The organism is Streptomyces sp. KMM 9044 (assembly GCF_024701375.2).
Classification (GTDB): domain Bacteria; phylum Actinomycetota; class Actinomycetes; order Streptomycetales; family Streptomycetaceae; genus Streptomyces.
This window is the reverse complement of the sequence record NZ_CP113910.1, coordinates 5,984,054-6,001,722: the sequence shown is the minus strand read 5'-3', so window position 1 is coordinate 6,001,722 and position 17,669 is coordinate 5,984,054. Positions and strand designations below refer to the sequence as shown.

Here is a 17,669-nt window from a genome sequence, read left to right as displayed (position 1 = left end):
TCCGTCGTTGTCGTTTTAGGCGTGTTCGTCGGATGGACCGTCGTCCGGGTCCGGGGCGTCCGGATCGAACGACGGTACGGCTTCCTGGGTCTCGGCCTCGATCGCCTCCGCCTCGGGGAGGAAGGGCGCGAGCTCCGGGAGCTCGTCCAGACCGCGCAGGCCCATCCGCTCCAGGAAGTAGTTCGTCGTCGTGTACAGGATCGCACCTGTTTCGGGTTCCGTGCCCGCCTCCTCGACCAGACCGCGCTGCAGCAGGGTACGCATGACCCCGTCGCAGTTCACTCCGCGCACGGCGGAGACCCTGCTGCGGCTGACCGGCCGGCGGTAGGCGACCACGGCGAGGGTCTCCAGGGCGGCCTGGGTGAGCCGGGCCTGCCGGCCGTCCAGGACGAAGCCCTCGACGGCCGCGGCGTACTCGGGACGGCTGTAGAAGCGCCAGCCGCCGGCGACGAGCCGCAGCTCGAAGCCGCGGCCCTGGACGGTGTACTCGTCGGCCAGCGCGCGGAGCGCGTCCGCGACCTGCCGTGTGGGCCGCTCCAGAATCCTCGCCAGGTGCTCCTCGGTCGCGGGCTCGTCCACGACCATGAGAACCGCCTCCAGCGCGGGCGCGAGGCCGAGGTCCGCGACGGTGCGCAGCCCTGCGGGAACATCGGCTGTGTCCTCACTCACGTCCTGCTCGCCCCTTTCTCCTTCTGCGGCTCGTCCGGTGGCTCGGGCGGGCGGTCGAACTCGTCGGTGACCACGGGGGCGGTGTCCTCGTCGCCACCGGTCCAGCGCACGGTCAGCTCGCCGAGCGCGGTCTCCTGGTCGAGGGCGACGGCCTTCTCCCGGTACAGCTCCAGGAGCGCGAGGAACCGGGCGACGACGGTCAGTGTGTCGTCCGTGTCCTGGGTCAGGGTGCGGAAACTGGCCTCGCCGAGCTCCTTCAGCCGCGCGACCACGATTCCGGCCTGCTCCTGCACGCTGACCAGCGGTGCGTGGATGTGGTCGACGTACACCTGCGGCTTGGGCCTGGGCTGCATCGCCTTGACGGCGAGCTTCGCGAACCCCTCCGCGCCGATGCTGATGACGACCTCGGGCAGCAGCTCGGCGTACTGCGGCTCGAGTCCCACGGTACGGGGATAGCGCCGGGCCTCCTCGTCCAGCCGCCGGCTGAGGATCTCCGCGATCCGCTTGTACGCGCGGTACTGGAGCAGGCGGGCGAACAACAGGTCCCGGGCCTCCAGCAGGGCGAGGTCCGCCTCGTCCTCCACCTCGGCGGCGGGCAGCAGGCGGGCCGCCTTGAGATCGAGCAGCGTGGCCGCGACGACCAGGAACTCGGTCGTCTCGTCCAGGTCCCAGTCCGGTCCCAGCGCCCGGATGTACGCCATGAACTCGTCGGTCACCTTGGACAGCGCGACCTCGGTGACGTCCAGCCTGTGCTTCGAGATCAGCTGAAGCAGCAGGTCGAAAGGTCCTTCGAAGTTCGACAACCGGACCTTGAACCGGCCGTCGTCCTCTCCTTCGGCCGTCCCGGCCGCCCCGGCACCGGAGTCCACCACCGATGCCGTCCCGGGCCCGGCCGGGCTGTCGCCCGCCCCGGGGCCCGCGAGCGCCGTCTCGGGTGCCGGGTCGGCGTCCGGACCCGGTACGTCGTCCCACTCGGCCGGTGCGGGAGCCGAAGTCCGTACGGCAACCGGGGTCCGGACCGCAGAGGAGGGCTCGGCCGCGCGCTCGGTGCCGACCGCCGCTTCCCTCTCGGTGCCGGCGGTCTCCTCGGTGTCCGCTTCCGCGTCCACGGGCTGCGGGGCAGGCGGCGCCGCGCCCGGTCCCCGCCCCAGCGTGCGACGGTGGCCGAACTGCGGGCCGCGGCCGGTGGCGGGGGTGTCGTTCGAGGTCATGGCCTCCGCAGGCTACCGCTACCGTCCACGCAGGCGTCGCACGAGGATGCTGGCGTCTCCGCGGGCTTCCAGGTCGGCGAGGACCACGGCGACCGCCTCACGGACGATCCTGCCCCGGTCGACGGCCAGTCCGTGCTCGCCCCGGAGCACCAGACGGGCGTGCTCGAGGTCCATGAGCTCCTCGGCGGACACGTACACCGTGATCTTCTCGTCGTGCCGCTCGCGGCCGCTGGGCCGCCGGGCCGCCGCTCTTCCGCGCTTGCGTGGGGCCGTCTCCGCGGCCGGTCCCTCCGGCGCCCCCTGCCGTCGCGCGGAGTGTTCCGGCGCGGCGCGGCTGCGGGACTCGACCGTTTCGGCCGGCTCCGCGTCCGCGGCGACGTGCTCGGCGCCCTCTCCGTCACCGCCCTGCGCGGGCACCGACTGCGGAGTGTCCTCCTGGGCCGCGGCCGCGTCGCCCTCCCCCGCGGGAGCGGGGACCCGGGCCTCACCGCCCGCCTGGCGCCTGGGCGTGGACGCCTGGAGCGCCGTCCCCCCTGTCGTGCGGAAGAGTTCGTCGGCCCCCGGCAGACTCACTCGGCGTGACACCGGGCGAGCACCTCCCTGGCAAGCTGGCGATAGGCGGCGGCACCGACGGAGTTGGACGCGTACGTGGTGATCGGCTCACCGGCGACGGTGGTCTCCGGGAAGCGGACCGTACGTCCGATGACCGTGTGGTACACGTGATCGTCGAAGGCCTCGACGACCCGCGCGAGCACCTCACGGCTGTGCACCGTGCGCGAGTCGTACATCGTGGCGAGGATCCCGTCGAGCTCCAGCTCGGGGTTGAGCCGCTCCTGGACCTTCTCGATGGTCTCGGTCAGCAGGGCCACACCGCGCAGCGCGAAGAACTCGCACTCCAACGGCACGATCACCTTGTGCGCGGCCGTCAGCGCGTTGACCGTGAGCAGGCCGAGCGAGGGCTGACAGTCGATCACGATGTAGTCGTAGTCGTCCATGAGCGGCTTCAGCGCGCGCTGCAGGGTCGACTCGCGGGCGACCTCGGAGACCAGCTGGACCTCGGCCGCCGACAGGTCGATGTTGCTGGGCAACAGGTCCATGTTGGGGACCGCCGTCTTCAGCATCACCTCGTCGGCCGCCATACCCCGCTCCATGAGCAGGTTGTAGACGGTGAGATCGAGTTCCATCGGATTGACGCCGAGTCCGACCGACAGCGCGCCCTGCGGATCGAAGTCGACGAGCAGCACCCGGCGTCCGTACTCCGCGAGCGCGGCACCCAGGTTGATGGTCGACGTGGTCTTGCCGACACCGCCCTTCTGGTTGCACATCGCGATGATCTTCGCGGGGCCGTGGTCGGTCAGCGGACCAGGGATGGGGAAGTACGGCAGCGGGCGTCCGGTCGGGCCGACGCGCTCACGGCGCTGGCGGGCCGCGTCGGGCGCGAGGGTGGCCGCGTACTCGGGATCCGGCTCGTACTCGGCGTCGGGGTCGTAGAAGTGCCCCTCGGGCAGTTCGTCGTAGTCGGCGAGTTGGTTGTGGGGCGCGCCACTTCCGTCGCCGGCCATGGCGTTCACGTGATGGCCATCCATGCTCTGGTGTGCAGTGGGAGTCGCCTGCTGGATCTGATGGGATGCGAAGGTGCGCACGGCGACGGAGCCGACAGGAGCGAGCTCCGCGGAACCCCGGTCCCGTGCAGTCATTCCTGGGTGACCACCCCCGGGAGTAAATGTCGACTCATTCACAAGTCGTCTTACCTCCTTGGTGACCAGGAAACTTCTAGACAGGTCAGCGTGGCATCATGCCGACGGTTGGCGACTCTATGGCGTGTCGGCGGTCCGCAGCAACACAATCCGCCGTACCCGGCTCGATGTGTCGACAATGAAACATCCCTCTGTCAAGGGCGTACGGCCGTCGCACGGCAGGTTTCATCGGTGTGCGAATCGGCGGAAGGGTGACGTTCGAGGCGAGTCGCCCCGGATTCGTGAAGTGACCATACACACATCCCGTCGCGCCCGACGGACAAGACGGCTCCGGATGCGCGGCGTTGACGAATGAAGTTGACGTATCGCCTTTGACGAGCGGCGACTTGATCGACTTGACGCCCGGAAGGCACTTCCGGGCGTCGGGTCGGTCGGGTGGCGCGGCCGGTTCAGCCGAGCAGTCCGGCGAGTTCGACGTGGTCCAGGCCGTGCGCTTCGGCGACCTCCTGGTAGACGACCTTGCCGTCATGCGTGTTGAGACCCTTGGCGAGGGCGGGGTCGCGGCGCAGCGCCTCCGCCCAGCCGCGGTTCGCGAGTTCGACGACGTACGGCAGCGTCGCGTTGGTGAGCGCGTAGGTGGAGGTGTTGGGCACGGCGCCGGGCATGTTGGCGACGCAGTAGAAGACCGATGCGTGGACCGTGAAGACCGGCTCGGCGTGCGTGGTCGGGTGGGAGTCCTCGAAGCAGCCGCCCTGGTCGATCGCGATGTCGACAAGGACGCTCCCGCCCTTCATCCGCGAGACGAGGTCGTTGGTGACCAGCTTGGGCGCCTTGGCGCCGGGGATCAGCACCGCGCCGATGACGAGGTCGGCCTCGAGGCAGGCCTTCTCCAGCTCGAAGGCGTTGGAGACGACCGTCTGGATCTTCGCGCCGAAGACCCGGTCCGCCTCCCGGAGCTTGTTGATGTCCTTGTCGAGCAGGGTCACGTGGAAGCCCATGCCGACGGCGATCTGCGCGGCGCTCCAGCCGGAGACTCCTCCGCCGATGACGACGGCCCGGCCGGCCGGCACGCCGGGGACGCCACCGGGCAGCACACCGCGGCCACCGCCGGCGCGCATCAGGTGGTAGGCGCCGACCTGGGCGGACAGCCGGCCCGCGACCTCGGACATGGGTGCGAGCAGCGGCAGCGCGCGGCTGGGCAGCTCGACGGTCTCGTAGGCGATGGCGGTGGTGCCGGAGGCCAGGAGGGCGTCCGTGCACTCCCTGGAGGCGGCCAGGTGCAGGTAGGTGAAGAGCGTCTGGTCCTTGCGCAGCCGGTGGTACTCCTCGGCGACGGGTTCCTTGACCTTCAGCAGCAGATCGGCGTCGGCCCACACCTCGTCGGCGGTGTCCAGTATCCGCCCGCCCGCGGCGATGTACTCGCCGTCCGGGATCGAGGAGCCCACGCCGGCGCCGCGCTCGATGACGACCTGGTGGCCGTGGCGCACCAGCTCGTGCACGCCGGCCGGGGTGATGGCCACCCGGAACTCGTTGTTCTTGACTTCGCGGGGGATGCCGACCTTCACGTCGATCACGGTCCTTGACTCGGAGGATGAAAGGTATTCCTACGCATACCAGGGCACACGTGTGCGCACCGGGAGAGACCGCAGAAGACGGTGCGGCAAGGCCATCTTAATGAAGGCGTTCCCGCTGTACAGCCTTACAAAGCATCAATCTTCTCCAGAGGTGCTGCGGATTTCGTAGGTGTCGCCTGAGTGTTTCGGGTCGATTCCAGGTTCCTGGGCCTCTTCCTCCAGCATCCGCTCCGCCGAGCTCCGGTGCAGCGCGGCCGACGCGGGGTCGCCGAGATGGCCGAAGGTGTCGGCGAGCCGCAGGTGCAGCGCGGCCTGCAGCCGGGTGTCCTCGGCCCGCCGGGCCCACTCCACCGCCTCCCGGCAGGTACGCAGCGACTCCTCGGGGTGGCCGGCGTATTCCTGGACCCGGGCCAGTTCGCTCAACGCCCTCGCCTGGGCGGCCAGATCGCCGTTCTTGCGGTGCCCGGCGACCGCCGCCCGCCAGTTGCGCAGTGCCTCGCCGTAGTGGCCGGCATAGGTGTGAGCGGCGGCGATCCGGCCGTACAGGCGGGCGGCGTCCGCGCGCTCGCCCTGGGCGAGCCGCTCGGCCAGGGCCCGGCCGAACCAGTCGGCGGCCCGGTCGAAGTCACCGAGCTCCAGATGGGCGCCTCCCACGGATTCCGTCGCGCGGCCGGTCGCGTAGGGATCGTTCGCCGCTCGTCCGGCGTCCAGCGCGGCCCGGTACCGCGCCAGCGCGTCGGCCGTGCGGCCGGTACGGGCGTCGAGATCGCCGAGGTTCAGCAGGGCCGCGGCCTGCTCACGGGGCAGTCCCCAGCGCTCGGCCACATCGAGAACCAGGTGGTGGATGCCGTAGAGATCGCCGGCGGAGGCCTGGGTGCCGAAGTGGGCCACCATGGCGCGCACCAGCTGGGACATGAGGCGGCGGGCCAGGGTGTCCAGCGTCCCGTCGGCGACCGCGAGGCGGGCCGAGGCCAACAGGGCGGGCCGGCGGACGCGCAGCCAGTCGGCGGCGTCGCGGGGGCTGGAAAAGCGCAGGGAACCCGGCGTCCCGAGAAGCTTCTCGCGTGCCTGGGGACTGTCGGTCTCGGTGATGGCCCTGCACGACTGGAGCAGCCGCACGGTCCGCTCCAGCATGCGGGCGCGGGCCAACTGGAGCTCACCGGGCCGTTCGTGGGCATCGGCAAGACGCTTGAGCAGGGGGTACAGGCAGCCGGGCACCTCGTACTGCGGCAGCGAGGTTCCCACGGGGTGCAGCAGGCCCACGGAGACGAAGTCGTCCAGGGTGGTGCGCGCGCTGCTCACCGTGCAGCCGGCGAGCGCGGAGGCGGTGTGCGGGTCGGCCAGGCCGGCCGGGGCGAGGCTCAGCAGACGCAGCATCCGGGCAGCGGGGGCGGGCAGCGCGTCGTGGACCAGCCGGAGGGCGCGGCCGGTCGCGGTGCCCTCGTCCGCCCCGGTGTGCAGGTGCCGGGCGAGGTCGGCGACGGCGGCCTTGGGCCGGGCGGCGAGCCAGCCGCCGGCCAGGACCAGGGCGGCGGGCTCCCCCTGGCACTGCTCGGCCAGGTCCTCCGCGGCCCGCGGGTCGACGGTGATGCGGACCGGGCCGGCGATCCGGGACAGCAGTTCCACGGCGGACTTGGTGTCGAGGCCGCCGAGGGTGCAGGGGCGGACGTCACAGATACCGGTCAGCGGGCCCCGGGAGATGGCGACCACCAGGCACTCGGGGTTGTCCGGCAGCAGGGCGTCGACCTGCTCGGCGTCGGCCGCGTCGTCCAGCAGGAGCAGCGTCCGGCGGCCGGCCAGGGCGGTCCGCAGCGCCTCGGCGAGATCGTCCTCGACGGCGCCGGCCGGGGCGGGCACCTCGAGCGCGTCGAGCAGGTCCCGCGCGGAGCGCTCGACGGGCACGCGCGTGCCGTCGGTCTCGCTGAGCCGTGCGCGCAGCACCCCGTCGGGGTAGCGGTCGGCGACCTGGCGGACGAGTTCCTCGCCGAGTGTCGTCCGGCCGGATCCGGGCCGGCCGGCGATGAGCAGCACACGGGCACGGGGGGCCTTGCGGCCGGAGAGGGTGTCGAGTCCGGCGCGCTCGATGTCGGCCCGGAGTTCCTTCAACTCCCGTGTGCGGCCTAGGAACCGGGCCTCCGTGGCAACGTCCGGGGAAAGCCGCACACCGTCCGTGTCCACCGCCTGATCCGTCACGGGCCACGCTCCCGTCCCACCGCACGCGCAAGCCCGCCGGGACTCCGGATCGGGCGTTTTTCAGAGCCTAGTTCACGCTCTGCTACGTTCCGTGTGGAGCACGGCGGATGCGTCCCTCGATCGGATCAGCCGATGGTCACATCGCGAGAGGTGTCCTGGGGGCCGGGGTGGTTCAGGCGTCGAAGGGGCGGGCAGGCCACGGCGCCTCGGCCGGACGCAGCGTGTCGAGTCCGTCCTGGTCCCGCGCGGCGACGAGCGAAAGCACGCCCACCACCAGGCAGTTGTTGTGCAGTTCACCGGCCAGCACCCCGCGGACCAGGTCCGCGACGGGCACCCGGGCCAGTTCCATGTCCGCCTCTTCGTCCTCCACCTCGAAGCGGTCGCCCTCGGCCTCGGACAGCCCCCGGGCCAGGAAGATCCGTACGGCCTCGTCGCAGCCGCCGGCGGTGGTGTAGACGTCGGTCAGCACCCGCCAGTCCTCGGCCTTGACGTGCGCCTCCTCGTACAGCTCCCGCTGGGCGGCGTGCAGCGGGTTCTCGCCGGGGACGTCGAGCAGGCCGGCCGGGATCTCCCACAACTTGTGGCGCACGGGGTGACGGTATTGGCGCAGCACCAGGGCGCGGTCGGCGTCGTCGAGGGCCAGGACGGCGACGGACCCGGGGTGGACCTGGTAGTCGCGGTGGGCCACGGTCCCGTCGGGCATGACCACGTCGTCGGTGCGCACGGAGGTCTTGTTGCCGACGAAGGGCGTCCTGGTCGCCCGGACCTCCCACTCCTCCGGTGTGTCCTTGATGGTCGTTCCGGTCATTGCGGTCCTTCCCAGACGTGCAGGCGTACGGGCGCGTAGGGGCGGCCGGGGCGCACCCCGATCGAGGGTTTCGCGCCCCGGCAACCGTACAACCGGTTTATTACTTCGAGATCTTCCGCTCGACCGCGGCCTTGACGAGGCCCGCGAACAGCGGGTGCGGACGCGTCGGACGCGAGCGCAGCTCCGGGTGCGCCTGGGTCGCGACCAGGTACGGGTGGACCTCGCGCGGGTACTCGACGTACTCGACGAGCTTGCCGTCCGGGGAGGTGCCGGAGAAGACGATGCCGGCCTTCTTCTCCAGCTCCGCGCGGTAGGCGTTGTTCACCTCGTAACGGTGCCGGTGGCGCTCCTCGACGTATTCCTTGCCGTCGTACACCTCGCGCACGATCGAGCCCTCGGCCAGTTTGGCCGGGTACATGCCGAGCCGCATCGTGCCGCCCATGTCGCCGTCACCGGCGACGATGTCGAGCTGTTCGGCCATGGTGGAGATGACCGGGTGGGAGGTGGCCGGGTCGAACTCGGTGGAGTTGGCGTCGGAGATGCCCGCGAGGTTGCGGGCCGCGTCGATCACGATGCACTGCAGGCCGAGACAGAGACCGAGCAGCGGAAGCCGGTTCTCGCGCGCGTAGCGGATCGCGCCGACCTTGCCGAGCACCCCGCGGTCCCCGAAGCCGCCGGGGATGCAGATGGCGTCGACGTCACCGAGCTGCGCCTGGGCGCCGGCCGCGGTCTTGCAGTCGTCGGAGGTGACCCATTTGATCTTCACCCGGGCCCGGTTGGCGAAGCCGCCCGCGCGCAGTGCCTCGGTGACCGAGAGGTAGGCGTCGGGCAGGTCGATGTACTTGCCGACCAGGGCGAGGGTGATCTCGTGGTCGGGCTTGTGGACCCGGTCGAGCAGGTCGTCCCAGGTCGTCCAGTCCACGTCCCGGAAGGGCAGGTCCAGCTTGCGCACGACGTAGGCGTCCAGGCCCTCGGTGTGCACGACCTTCGGGATGTCGTAGATCGAGCGGGCGTCGGGACAGGCGACCACGGCGGCCTCGTCGACGTCGCACATCAGCGAGATCTTCCGCTTGATCGCGGTCGGCACCTCGCGGTCGCAGCGCAGCACGATCGCGTCCGGCTGGATACCGATGTTGCGCAGCGCCGCAACCGAGTGCTGGGTGGGCTTCGTCTTCAGCTCGCCCGAGGGACCGATGTAGGGCAGGAGCGAGATATGGACGACGAACACGTTGTCGCGGCCGACCTCGTGCCGTACCTGGCGGACGGTCTCCAGGAACGGCAGCGACTCGATGTCGCCGACCGTGCCGCCGACCTCGGTGATCACGACGTCGACCTCGTCCGTCGCCATGCGGCGGATGCGGTGCTTGATCTCGTTGGTGATGTGCGGGATGACCTGCACGGTGTCGCCCAGGTATTCGCCGCGCCGCTCCTTGGCGATCACTGTGGAGTAGACCTGGCCCGTGGTGACGTTGGCGGAGCCGTCCAGGTCACGGTCGAGGAAGCGTTCGTAGTGCCCGATGTCCAGGTCGGTCTCGGCGCCGTCGTTGGTGACGAAGACCTCGCCGTGCTGGAAGGGGTTCATCGTGCCGGGGTCGACGTTGAGATACGGGTCGAGCTTCTGCATGACGACGCGCAGACCGCGGGCCTTGAGCAACATGCCGAGGCTGGAGGCCGTCAGCCCCTTGCCGAGCGAGGAGGCGACACCCCCGGTGACGAAGATGTGCTTGGTCGTCGTGGATTTTGGCATGGCCAAGAGGGGGCTCCCGTGGTCGCGTTCTGGAGGGTGCGGGGCGACTGCCTGCCGGAGAACTCCGACGGCGCCGTCGCTGCGGTTCGGAGGTGCCCTTTTCGGATTTCCCCTCCAAAGAAGAGGCCCACCGGTCCACGGGCTACCAGCGTATCAGCGCTGCGGGACAATGCCGTCCGGGCACGCTCCGCACATGCGCGGGCACTTGTCCGTGACCTGTTACATGTCTCTCACCCCTTGCTCACCCATTCGGCGGGTGCGCGTTGCCCGGAGCGGCACACAGACCGTCTGGGTGCGTCGTATCCTGCTCGGACACCCGCTGCCGAGCCCGGCCGGCCGAACGGCACCACCCCCGCCCGTCACACCGGCAACAACGCAGGCTCGTCAGTTCGTTGAGCAACAACGGGCGTTTTGCATTCGCGGCTGAGTGACTGCTTTGCTTCATCGCTCAACGACGCATTACGTATCCGACCAACCCCTTAACCGCACCAGCGACAACCCCCTCGTGGGGTGACGTGGCCGTTCGACTGGAGTTGCACGTGGCCGGGCGCATCGAAGACTACGCACTCATCGGAGACATGCAGACCGCTGCCCTGGTCTGCCGGGACGGCACAGTCGACTGGCTGTGCCTGCCCCGCTTCGACTCGCACGCCATCTTCGCCGGCCTGTTGGGCACCGAAGATCACGGCTTCTGGCGGATCGGCCCGGCGCACGCCTCCGACGACCCGCCGCCGGCCGCGACCCGGCGCGGCTACCGCGGTGACTCACTGGTCCTGGAGTCCGAGTGGGACACCGGGCGCGGCACTGTCCGGGTGACCGACTTCATGCCCCCGCGCGACGGCGCGCCGCAGCTCATCCGCATCGTGGAGGGCGTCTCGGGCCGTGTGCCGATGCGCTCCACCCTCCGGATGCGTTTCTCCTACGGCCGGGTGGTGCCGTGGGTGCACAAGCACGAGGGGCGCACGGTCGCGGTCGCGGGCCCGGACTCCGTGTGGTTCGACACATCCGCCGACACGTACGGAAAGTCGCTGACGACCTACTCCGACTTCACGGTGGCACCGGGTGACCGGATCGCGTTCACGGTGTCGTGGCAGCCGTCGCACAAGGAGCCGCCGGCGCTGCCGGAGCCGGAGCAGTCGCTGGAGGCGACGGAGGACTTCTGGCGGGAGTGGGTGGAGCACTGTACGTACCAGGGCCCCTACCGTGAGGCCGTGATCCGCTCCCTGATCACGCTGAAGGCCCTCACCTACGCCCCGACCGGCGGCATCGTCGCCGCGCCCACGACTTCCCTGCCGGAGGACATCGGCGGCGTCCGCAACTGGGACTACCGCTACACCTGGCTGCGGGACGCGGCGATCACCCTGTCCTCGCTGCTGCGCACCGGTTATCGCGAGGAGGCCCGCGCCTGGCGCGAGTGGCTGCTGCGCGCGGTGGCAGGCGACCCGGAGAACCTGCAGATCATGTACGGCATCGCCGGTGAGCGCGAGCTCGGCGAGGCGGAGCTGGACTGGCTTCCCGGCTACGAGAACTCGGCCCCCGTCCGGGTGGGCAACGGCGCGGCGCACCAGCTCCAGCTGGATGTGTACGGCGAGGTCACCGAGGCCCTGCACCTGGCCCACATGACGGGCCTGGCCCGCAACGACTACGCGTCCCTGCTCCAGCTCAAGCTGATCCGTTACCTGGAGAAGCACTGGCAGGAGCCGGACGAGGGCATCTGGGAGGTCCGTGGTCCGCGCCGCCACTTCGTGCACTCCAAGGTGATGGCGTGGGTCGCCGTCGACCGCACCATCAAGCTCATCGAGTCCGGCGACGCGGACGGCCCCCTGGAGCAGTGGAAGGGGCTGCGCGACGACATCCACCGGGACGTGTGCGAGAAGGGCTACGACAAGGAACGCAACACGTTCACGCAGTCGTACGGCTCGAAGGAGCTGGACGCCTCGTTGCTGCTCATCCCGCAGATGGGTTTCCTACCGCCGGACGACAAGCGGGTGATCGGCACCATCGAGGCGATCCAGCGCGAGCTGTCCACATCGGACGGCTTCATCCTGCGCTATCCGACGGAAGGCTCGGACGAAGGCGTCGACGGGCTGCCGGGCGACGAGGGCGCGTTCCTCGCCTGCTCGTTCTGGATGGCCGACGACCTGGCGATGATCGGCCGGGTGGACGAGGCCCGCAGGCTGTTCGAGAAGCTGCTCTCCCTGCGCAACGACCTGGGTCTGCTCGCCGAGGAGTGGGACGCGGTCGGGCAGCGCCAGGTCGGCAACTTCCCGCAGGCCTTCAGCCACGTCCCTCTCATCGACACCGCCCTGCGTCTGACGGCCTCGGGGGCGTACGGAGGCTGAGCCTGTCGGGCGCGGGTCCGTGACCGGGCCCGCGCCGGCACTTTCGGCTCGTCAGATCCGGTCAGGTCAGCGGTCGTGGCTGCGTCAGTTCGTCGTAGACGCTGAGGACCTGGGCCACCGCCTCGTCCTCCGTCGGCCATCCTGCCGCCTGCCGGGCGCCCTTGGCCCGGAGTTCGTCCCGGCGTCCGGGGTCGCCGAGCAGCCGTACGACGGCGTCGGCGAGGGCACGCGCGTTGCGGTACGGGACGAGTTCGGCGGCGTCGCCGACGAGTTCGGGGACGCCGCCGGTGTCGGCCGCGACGAGCGGCACGCGCGCGTGGAGGGCCTGCTGGGCGAGGACGGAGCGCCCCTCCCACCGGCTCGGCAGCAGCGCGATGTCGGCGGCCTCCAGCAGTTCGGTGATGTCGTCGCGCCGTCCGACGAGCCGGACCGGCAGGTCCTCGTCCGCGATCCGGCGCTGAAGTTCACCGCGCAGCAGTCCCTCACCCGCGACGGCGACCAGCGGCTGGGGGTCGAGGCGGCGCCATCCGTGCGTGGCGTCGAGCAGCGTGTGGTAGCCGCGGTCGCGTTCGAGGGCGCCGACGGCGATCAGCAACGGGCGTCCGATGGCGCCGAGTTCGGCCAGGAGTTTGGACCGCGACCCGTCCGGGTCCTGCCTCTTCGGGGCGGTCCGGGGCCCAGGGAGGGCGACGGCCGCCAGCCGCGCGTCCCGCGCTCCTCTCCGGCGTGCCCGGTCGACCAGGGCGGGGGTGGTTCCGAGAACCACGGTGGCCGCCCTGACGACCCGCCGCTCCATCAGCCTCAGGACGTGTGCGCGGGCGCCCTCGGCGTGTGGCCGGTCGTGCCAGGTGACGGTCAGCGGGGTGCGCCGCCCGCCGAGGGCGAGCACGGTCCGGAAGGAGGCGTGCAGGCCGTGCGCGTGCACCAGGTCGGCGTCCGTGCACGCCGTCCGCAGCGCGGACACCGAGCCGGGGTCGCTGCTGCGCGGCACGTGCACATGGTCGGCGCCGGCGCCGGTGAAGTCGTAGGCATGCTCAGCCTCGGTGGGGGCGCACACCGTGACCCGCACGCCCCGTGCGACGAGCCCCGCGGCCAGCGAGCGCACGTGGGCACCGGCCGCGGCGTTGCCGCCGCCCAGCACCTGCACGGTGCGCAGCGCCGACTGGCCGTGCGGTGAGTGGCTGCTCACGGGGGTCACGTGGCCGAGCTCCTGGTTCGGGTCGGGTGGTCCCGAAGAACGTACAGAAGGACCGTGCGGAGAGGATGGACCGCACGGTCTGCTACGCGTGCTGGGTCAAGCATGCCAGGAAGCAAGGGAATTCCGGCAACGACCGGAGCGGCCACCCGCAGCGGAGCGGACGGAAACGCCACCCGTACGAGTGACGAAGTACGTCCTGTGGGCCGACAGCCCGGTGGACGGCCGGGCCGACCGCGACGCCCTTGAGCCGCCTTTCAGCCGTCCGCGCGAGCTGTCTCCAGGAGTTCCTCCGCGTGGGCGCGGGCCGTTTCCGAGTCCTCCTGGCCGGCCAGCATCCGCGACAGTTCCCGGATCCGGTCCTCTCCTTCGAGCACCTTCACACCGGACCGGGTGACCGTTCCGTCGTTCGTCTTCGCCACCAGCAACTGCCGGTCCGCGAAGGCTGCCACCTGCGGCAGGTGGGTGACGACCACGACCTGGGCGCTCTTCGCCAGTTTGGCGAGCCGCCGCCCGATCTCGACGGCCGCCTTGCCGCCGACACCGGCGTCGACCTCGTCGAACAGGTACGTCGGCACCGGGTCCGTCCCGGCGAACACGACCTCCACGGCCAGCATCACGCGGGACAGTTCACCGCCGGACGCGCCCTTGGCGATGGGCCGGGGCGGCGCCCCGGGGTGCGGGGCGAGCAGCAGCTCGACCTCGTCGGCGCCCGACGGCCCGTGGGCGACCGTGCACCCGCCGACCTCGACCCCGTCCGGGTCCTCGGTCTGCCGGATGTCGAACGAGACGCGCGCGTGGGGCATGGCGAGGGATGCCAGCTCCGCGGTGACGGCGGCCGCGAAGCGCTCCGCGGCCTCGGCGCGCGCCCGGGAGAGCGTCTGCGCCAGCCCGCCCAGTTCGGCGCGCAGACCGTCGCGTTCGGCGGTGAGTTCCCCGATCCGCTCGTCGTCGCCCTCCAGGTCCGTCAGGCGCGCGGCGCTCTCCTCGGCCCAGGCCAGCACGGCGGCGATGTCCGGGCCGTACTTGCGGGTGAGCCCGGTGAGCGCGGCCCGGCGTTCCTCCACCGCCGCCAGCCGCAGCGGATCGGCGTCCAGGTCGTCCGCATACCCGGCGAGGTCCCCGGCGACGTCGCGCAGCAGGATGCCGACCTCGCCGATCCGGTCGGTGAGCGCGGCCAGCGCCGGATCGTGCGACCGGACGGCCGCGAGGGCCCGCTGGGCACCCGCGACGAGCGTTCCCGCGTCGACGCCCTCGGGGTCCTCCGGGTTGCCTGCGAGAGCGGCGTGCGCGACGGACGCGGCGGACGCCAGGGCCTCGGCGTGCCCGAGCCTCTCGGCCTCCTCCGCCAGTTCCACGTCCTCTCCGGCGCGGGGCTCCACGGCGGCGACCTCGTCGAGCCCGAAGCGCAGCAGGTCGGCCTCCTGGGCGCGTTCACGCGCACGGGTGGTGATCTCCTCGAGTTCCGTGGCGACGGCCCTCAGCCGCTGGTACACCTCCGTGTACTTGGCGAGCGGTCCGGCGACCGCGTCCCCCGCGTACCGGTCGAGCGCCTGCCGCTGCCGGGACTGCTTCAGCAGACCCTGCTGGTCGGTCTGCCCGTGCACGGCCACCAGGTCGTCGGCGAGTTCGGCGAGCAGCCCGACGGGCACGCTCCGCCCGCCGAGGTGGGCCCGGGAGCGCCCCTCGGCGGAAACGGTACGGCTGATCAGCAGCGCCCCGTCGTCGAGCTCGGCTCCGGCCTCCCCCGCCCGTGCGGCGGCCGCGGCGCCCTCGGGCACGGCGATCCGCCCCTCGACGACCGCGCTTCTGGCGCCGATCCGCACCAGGGCCGCGTCCGCCCTTCCCCCCAGCAACAGCCCGAGGCTGGTGACCACCATGGTCTTGCCCGCGCCCGTCTCACCGGTGACGGCGGTGAAACCGGGTGACAGCTCGACCACGGCGTCGTCGATGACTCCGAGCGACCGTATCCGCATCTCCTCCAACACGTCCCAGACCTTACGAGGTTTTCCTCGTGCTGTCCGACGCCACCCCCGCCCGTCCGGGAATGCGGCAGGTATGCACCCATGAGCGGGACCGCGTCCAGCGGCGGGTCCCGGTGCCCCGGGACGGGCGCGGGCGGGCCGGAGAGGGACGCGTGTGCTAGTGCGGGGCTCCCCGCCATCCCGAGACCGGCAGCGCGAACTTGGCCACCAGCCGGTCCGTGAACGAGGCGTGATGCAGTCGGGCCAGCCGGACCGGGACGGCACCGCGCCGGACCTCCACCCGCGCGCCGGCCGGCAGTTCCACCGTCCGCCGCCCGTCGCACCACAGCACGCCGGGCGGTACGTGCGGCAGCATTTCCACCGCGAGCACCGAGTCCGGCGAGGTCACCAGCGGCTTGGCGAACAGGGCGTGCGCACTGATCGGCACCATCAGCAGCGCCTCGACCTCGGGCCACACGACAGGTCCCCCGGCGGAGAACGCGTACGCGGTCGATCCGGTCGGGGTGGCGCAGACGATGCCGTCGCAGCCGAACCCGGTCACCGGACGCCCGTCGATCTCCAGGACGACCTCCAGCATCCGCTCGGCGGACACCTTCTGCACGGCCGCCTCGTTCAGCGCCCAGTCCGTGTGCACGATGGTGCCGTTCTTGTGCACGACGACGTCGACGGTCATCCGTTCCTCGACCTCGTACGCCTTGCTCACCACCCGGTCGACGACCTTGTCGAGGTCGTCCCGCTCGGCCTCGGCGAGGAAGCCGACGCTGCCGAGGTTCACGCCGAGCATCGGCACGCCCGAGGCACGGGCGAACTCCGCGCCGCGCAGCAGCGTGCCGTCACCGCCGAGCACGATCAGCAGTTCGCAGTCGTCGAGGCACTCGGGGGTGGCCTCCTTGACGGTCCCCACCTCGTCCGGCAGCGGCAGGTCCCGCGCCTCGGCCTCCAGCACCCGCACCCCCAGCCCGGAAGCCAGCAGTCCTTTGACCACGAGCTCCGCGCTGCGGATGGCCGCGGGGCGGCCGGTGTGGGCGAGCAGGAAAACAGTACGAGCTCGGTTCGGTGTCAACGCGGCCCCTCCGCCACTGCACGGTCGACGTCGGCCGGGTCCGGTTCCGGAGCCCCCGCCCGCAGCCACAGAAAGTATTCGACATTCCCCGAGGGTCCGGGCAGCGGACTCGCGGTCACGCCCTTCGCCCCCAGTCCCAGCTCCCAGGCCCTGGCGGCCACTTCCCGCACGGCTTCGGCGCGCAACTGCGGGCTGCGTACGACGCCGCCGCTGCCCAGCCGCTCCCTGCCCACCTCGAACTGTGGCTTGACCATCATCACCAGATCGGCGTCCGGCCGCACGCACCGTTTCAGGGCGGGCAGGACCAGCCCGAGCGGGATGAAGGACAGATCCCCCACGACAAGATCCACAGGCTCCCCATCGATTGCTTCAAGCGTCAACTCCCTTACGTTCGTACGGTCCTTGACGGTGACGCGTTCATCGTTGCGGAGAGACCAGGCGAGTTGTCCGTATCCGACGTCCACGGCGACCACGTGGGCCGCCCCGGCCCGGAGCAGGACATCGGTGAAACCCCCGGTCGAGGCACCGGCGTCCAGCGCCCGCCGTCCCCGGACGACCAGCCCCTGCGGTGCGAACACCTCGAACGCGCCGGCGAGCTTGTGGCCGCCGCGCGACACGTAGTCCGGGTCTCCGGCGTCCTCGGCGACGAGGATCGCGGCGGCGGTCTCCACCTGGGTGGCGGGCTTGGTCGCGACGGTCTTGCCTACACTGACCCGCCCGGCGGCGATCAGCTGGCCGGCGTGCTCGCGCGACCGGGCGAGCTTCCGGCGGACCAGCTCCGCGTCGAGGCGGCGGCGTGCGGCTCCTGCCACGTTCGGTTCAGCTCCCCTGTCGGTGCGTAGGAGTAGGAGGGGGACCCGGAGGTCCCGGGCGGGCGTCGAGCGCGGTGAGCGCGTCGCGCAGCCCCCGGTGCACATCTTCGTACACCTCGGCATGGCCGTCCGTGGTGAGGTGGTCGGCGTCGGCCAGCCGCTCCAGCCGTGCGTCCACCTCGGCGTTGCCGGTGGGGGTGCGGGGCACGTCCAGGGGTGCGGGGGCGGCGGGGGCGTACTCGGGCGTGGCCCGGAGGGCGTCGTCGTCGGCCGTCGGTGCGGCGTGCTCCGCCCGCGGTGCGCTCCCCGGCGGGGGTACTGCGTCGTTCATGCCCCGACGCTACCGCGAACCGTTGGGGTACCGTCGTCCGCG

The 17,669-nt window shown here is 71.4% G+C and carries 14 protein-coding genes; 1 reads left to right on the top strand and 13 read right to left on the bottom strand.

Features of this window, described 5'->3' with window-relative positions; translation table 11 throughout:
• Positions 1-15: 15 nt before the first annotated feature.
• The 8 genes from scpB to HUV60_RS27070 form a co-directional block, all read right to left on the bottom strand.
• Positions 16-669: an SMC-Scp complex subunit ScpB gene (gene scpB, locus HUV60_RS27105; RefSeq protein ID WP_257849811.1), complete on the bottom strand. Its 654-nt coding sequence runs from the start codon at positions 667-669 to the stop codon at positions 16-18.
• Positions 666-1,880: a segregation and condensation protein A gene (locus HUV60_RS27100; protein ID WP_257849810.1), complete on the bottom strand. Its 1,215-nt coding sequence runs from the start codon at positions 1,878-1,880 to the stop codon at positions 666-668. The genes scpB and HUV60_RS27100 overlap by 4 nt, the downstream gene beginning before the upstream one ends.
• A gap of 18 nt (positions 1,881-1,898) precedes the next feature.
• A complete protein-coding gene (locus tag HUV60_RS27095; RefSeq protein WP_257849809.1) occupies positions 1,899-2,465 on the bottom strand; it encodes a hypothetical protein in 567 nt (188 codons plus the stop codon).
• Positions 2,450-3,577 carry a ParA family protein gene (locus tag HUV60_RS27090; protein WP_257849808.1) on the bottom strand — a complete coding sequence of 376 codons (1,128 nt, stop codon included), beginning with the start codon at positions 3,575-3,577 and terminating at the stop codon, positions 2,450-2,452. Before HUV60_RS27090 ends, HUV60_RS27095 begins: the two co-directional genes overlap by 16 nt.
• 449 nt (positions 3,578-4,026) lie before the next feature.
• Positions 4,027-5,151: an alanine dehydrogenase gene (gene ald, locus HUV60_RS27085; RefSeq protein ID WP_257849807.1), complete on the bottom strand. Its 1,125-nt coding sequence runs from the start codon at positions 5,149-5,151 to the stop codon at positions 4,027-4,029.
• A 135-nt stretch (positions 5,152-5,286) separates the two neighbouring features.
• Positions 5,287-7,344 carry a tetratricopeptide repeat protein gene (locus HUV60_RS27080; RefSeq protein ID WP_257849806.1) on the bottom strand — a complete coding sequence of 686 codons (2,058 nt, stop codon included), beginning with the start codon at positions 7,342-7,344 and terminating at the stop codon, positions 5,287-5,289.
• 172 nt (positions 7,345-7,516) lie between these two features.
• A complete protein-coding gene (locus HUV60_RS27075; protein ID WP_257849805.1) occupies positions 7,517-8,152 on the bottom strand; it encodes an NUDIX domain-containing protein in 636 nt (211 codons plus the stop codon).
• A gap of 100 nt (positions 8,153-8,252) precedes the next feature.
• Positions 8,253-9,899 (bottom strand): CTP synthase, encoded by a 1,647-nt coding sequence (locus HUV60_RS27070; protein ID WP_257849804.1) that lies wholly within the window; start codon positions 9,897-9,899, stop codon positions 8,253-8,255.
• Between the two features lie 539 nt (positions 9,900-10,438).
• Here HUV60_RS27070 and HUV60_RS27065 point away from each other — a divergent pair.
• Entirely contained in the window at positions 10,439-12,241 is a 1,803-nt protein-coding gene (locus tag HUV60_RS27065; protein ID WP_257849802.1) for a glycoside hydrolase family 15 protein, read from the top strand.
• 61 nt (positions 12,242-12,302) lie between these two features.
• Here the strand turns inward: HUV60_RS27065 and HUV60_RS27060 are convergent, their stop codons facing one another.
• The 5 genes from HUV60_RS27060 to HUV60_RS27040 form a co-directional block, all read right to left on the bottom strand.
• Positions 12,303-13,439 carry a glycosyltransferase family 4 protein gene (locus HUV60_RS27060; RefSeq protein WP_257849801.1) on the bottom strand — a complete coding sequence of 379 codons (1,137 nt, stop codon included), beginning with the start codon at positions 13,437-13,439 and terminating at the stop codon, positions 12,303-12,305.
• 254 nt (positions 13,440-13,693) lie between these two features.
• On the bottom strand, positions 13,694-15,412 hold the full coding sequence (gene recN, locus HUV60_RS27055; protein ID WP_257849800.1) for a DNA repair protein RecN: 1,719 nt from the start codon (positions 15,410-15,412) through the stop codon (positions 13,694-13,696).
• Between the two features lie 166 nt (positions 15,413-15,578).
• Complete coding sequence (locus tag HUV60_RS27050) at positions 15,579-16,484, bottom strand: NAD kinase (protein WP_042168779.1); 906 nt, start codon at positions 16,482-16,484, stop codon at positions 15,579-15,581.
• A complete protein-coding gene (locus HUV60_RS27045; RefSeq protein ID WP_257849799.1) occupies positions 16,481-17,296 on the bottom strand; it encodes a TlyA family RNA methyltransferase in 816 nt (271 codons plus the stop codon). The genes HUV60_RS27050 and HUV60_RS27045 overlap by 4 nt, the downstream gene beginning before the upstream one ends.
• A gap of 7 nt (positions 17,297-17,303) precedes the next feature.
• On the bottom strand, positions 17,304-17,627 hold the full coding sequence (locus HUV60_RS27040; protein WP_257849798.1) for a hypothetical protein: 324 nt from the start codon (positions 17,625-17,627) through the stop codon (positions 17,304-17,306).
• Positions 17,628-17,669: the final 42 nt, after the last annotated feature.

Bases quoted from the DNA above. Each gene is read 5' to 3' on its own strand.
- HUV60_RS27100 (WP_257849810.1), bottom strand. From the start codon at position 1,880: ATGACCTCGAACGACACCCCCGCCACCGGCCGCGGCCCGCAGTTCGGC.
- HUV60_RS27090 (WP_257849808.1), bottom strand. From the start codon at position 3,577: ATGACTGCACGGGACCGGGGTTCCGCGGAGCTCGCTCCTGTCGGCTCC.
- HUV60_RS27075 (WP_257849805.1), bottom strand. From the start codon at position 8,152: ATGACCGGAACGACCATCAAGGACACACCGGAGGAGTGGGAGGTCCGG.
- HUV60_RS27070 (WP_257849804.1), bottom strand. From the start codon at position 9,899: ATGCCAAAATCCACGACGACCAAGCACATCTTCGTCACCGGGGGTGTC.
- recN (WP_257849800.1), bottom strand. From the start codon at position 15,412: ATGCGGATACGGTCGCTCGGAGTCATCGACGACGCCGTGGTCGAGCTG.
- HUV60_RS27040 (WP_257849798.1), bottom strand. From the start codon at position 17,627: ATGAACGACGCAGTACCCCCGCCGGGGAGCGCACCGCGGGCGGAGCAC.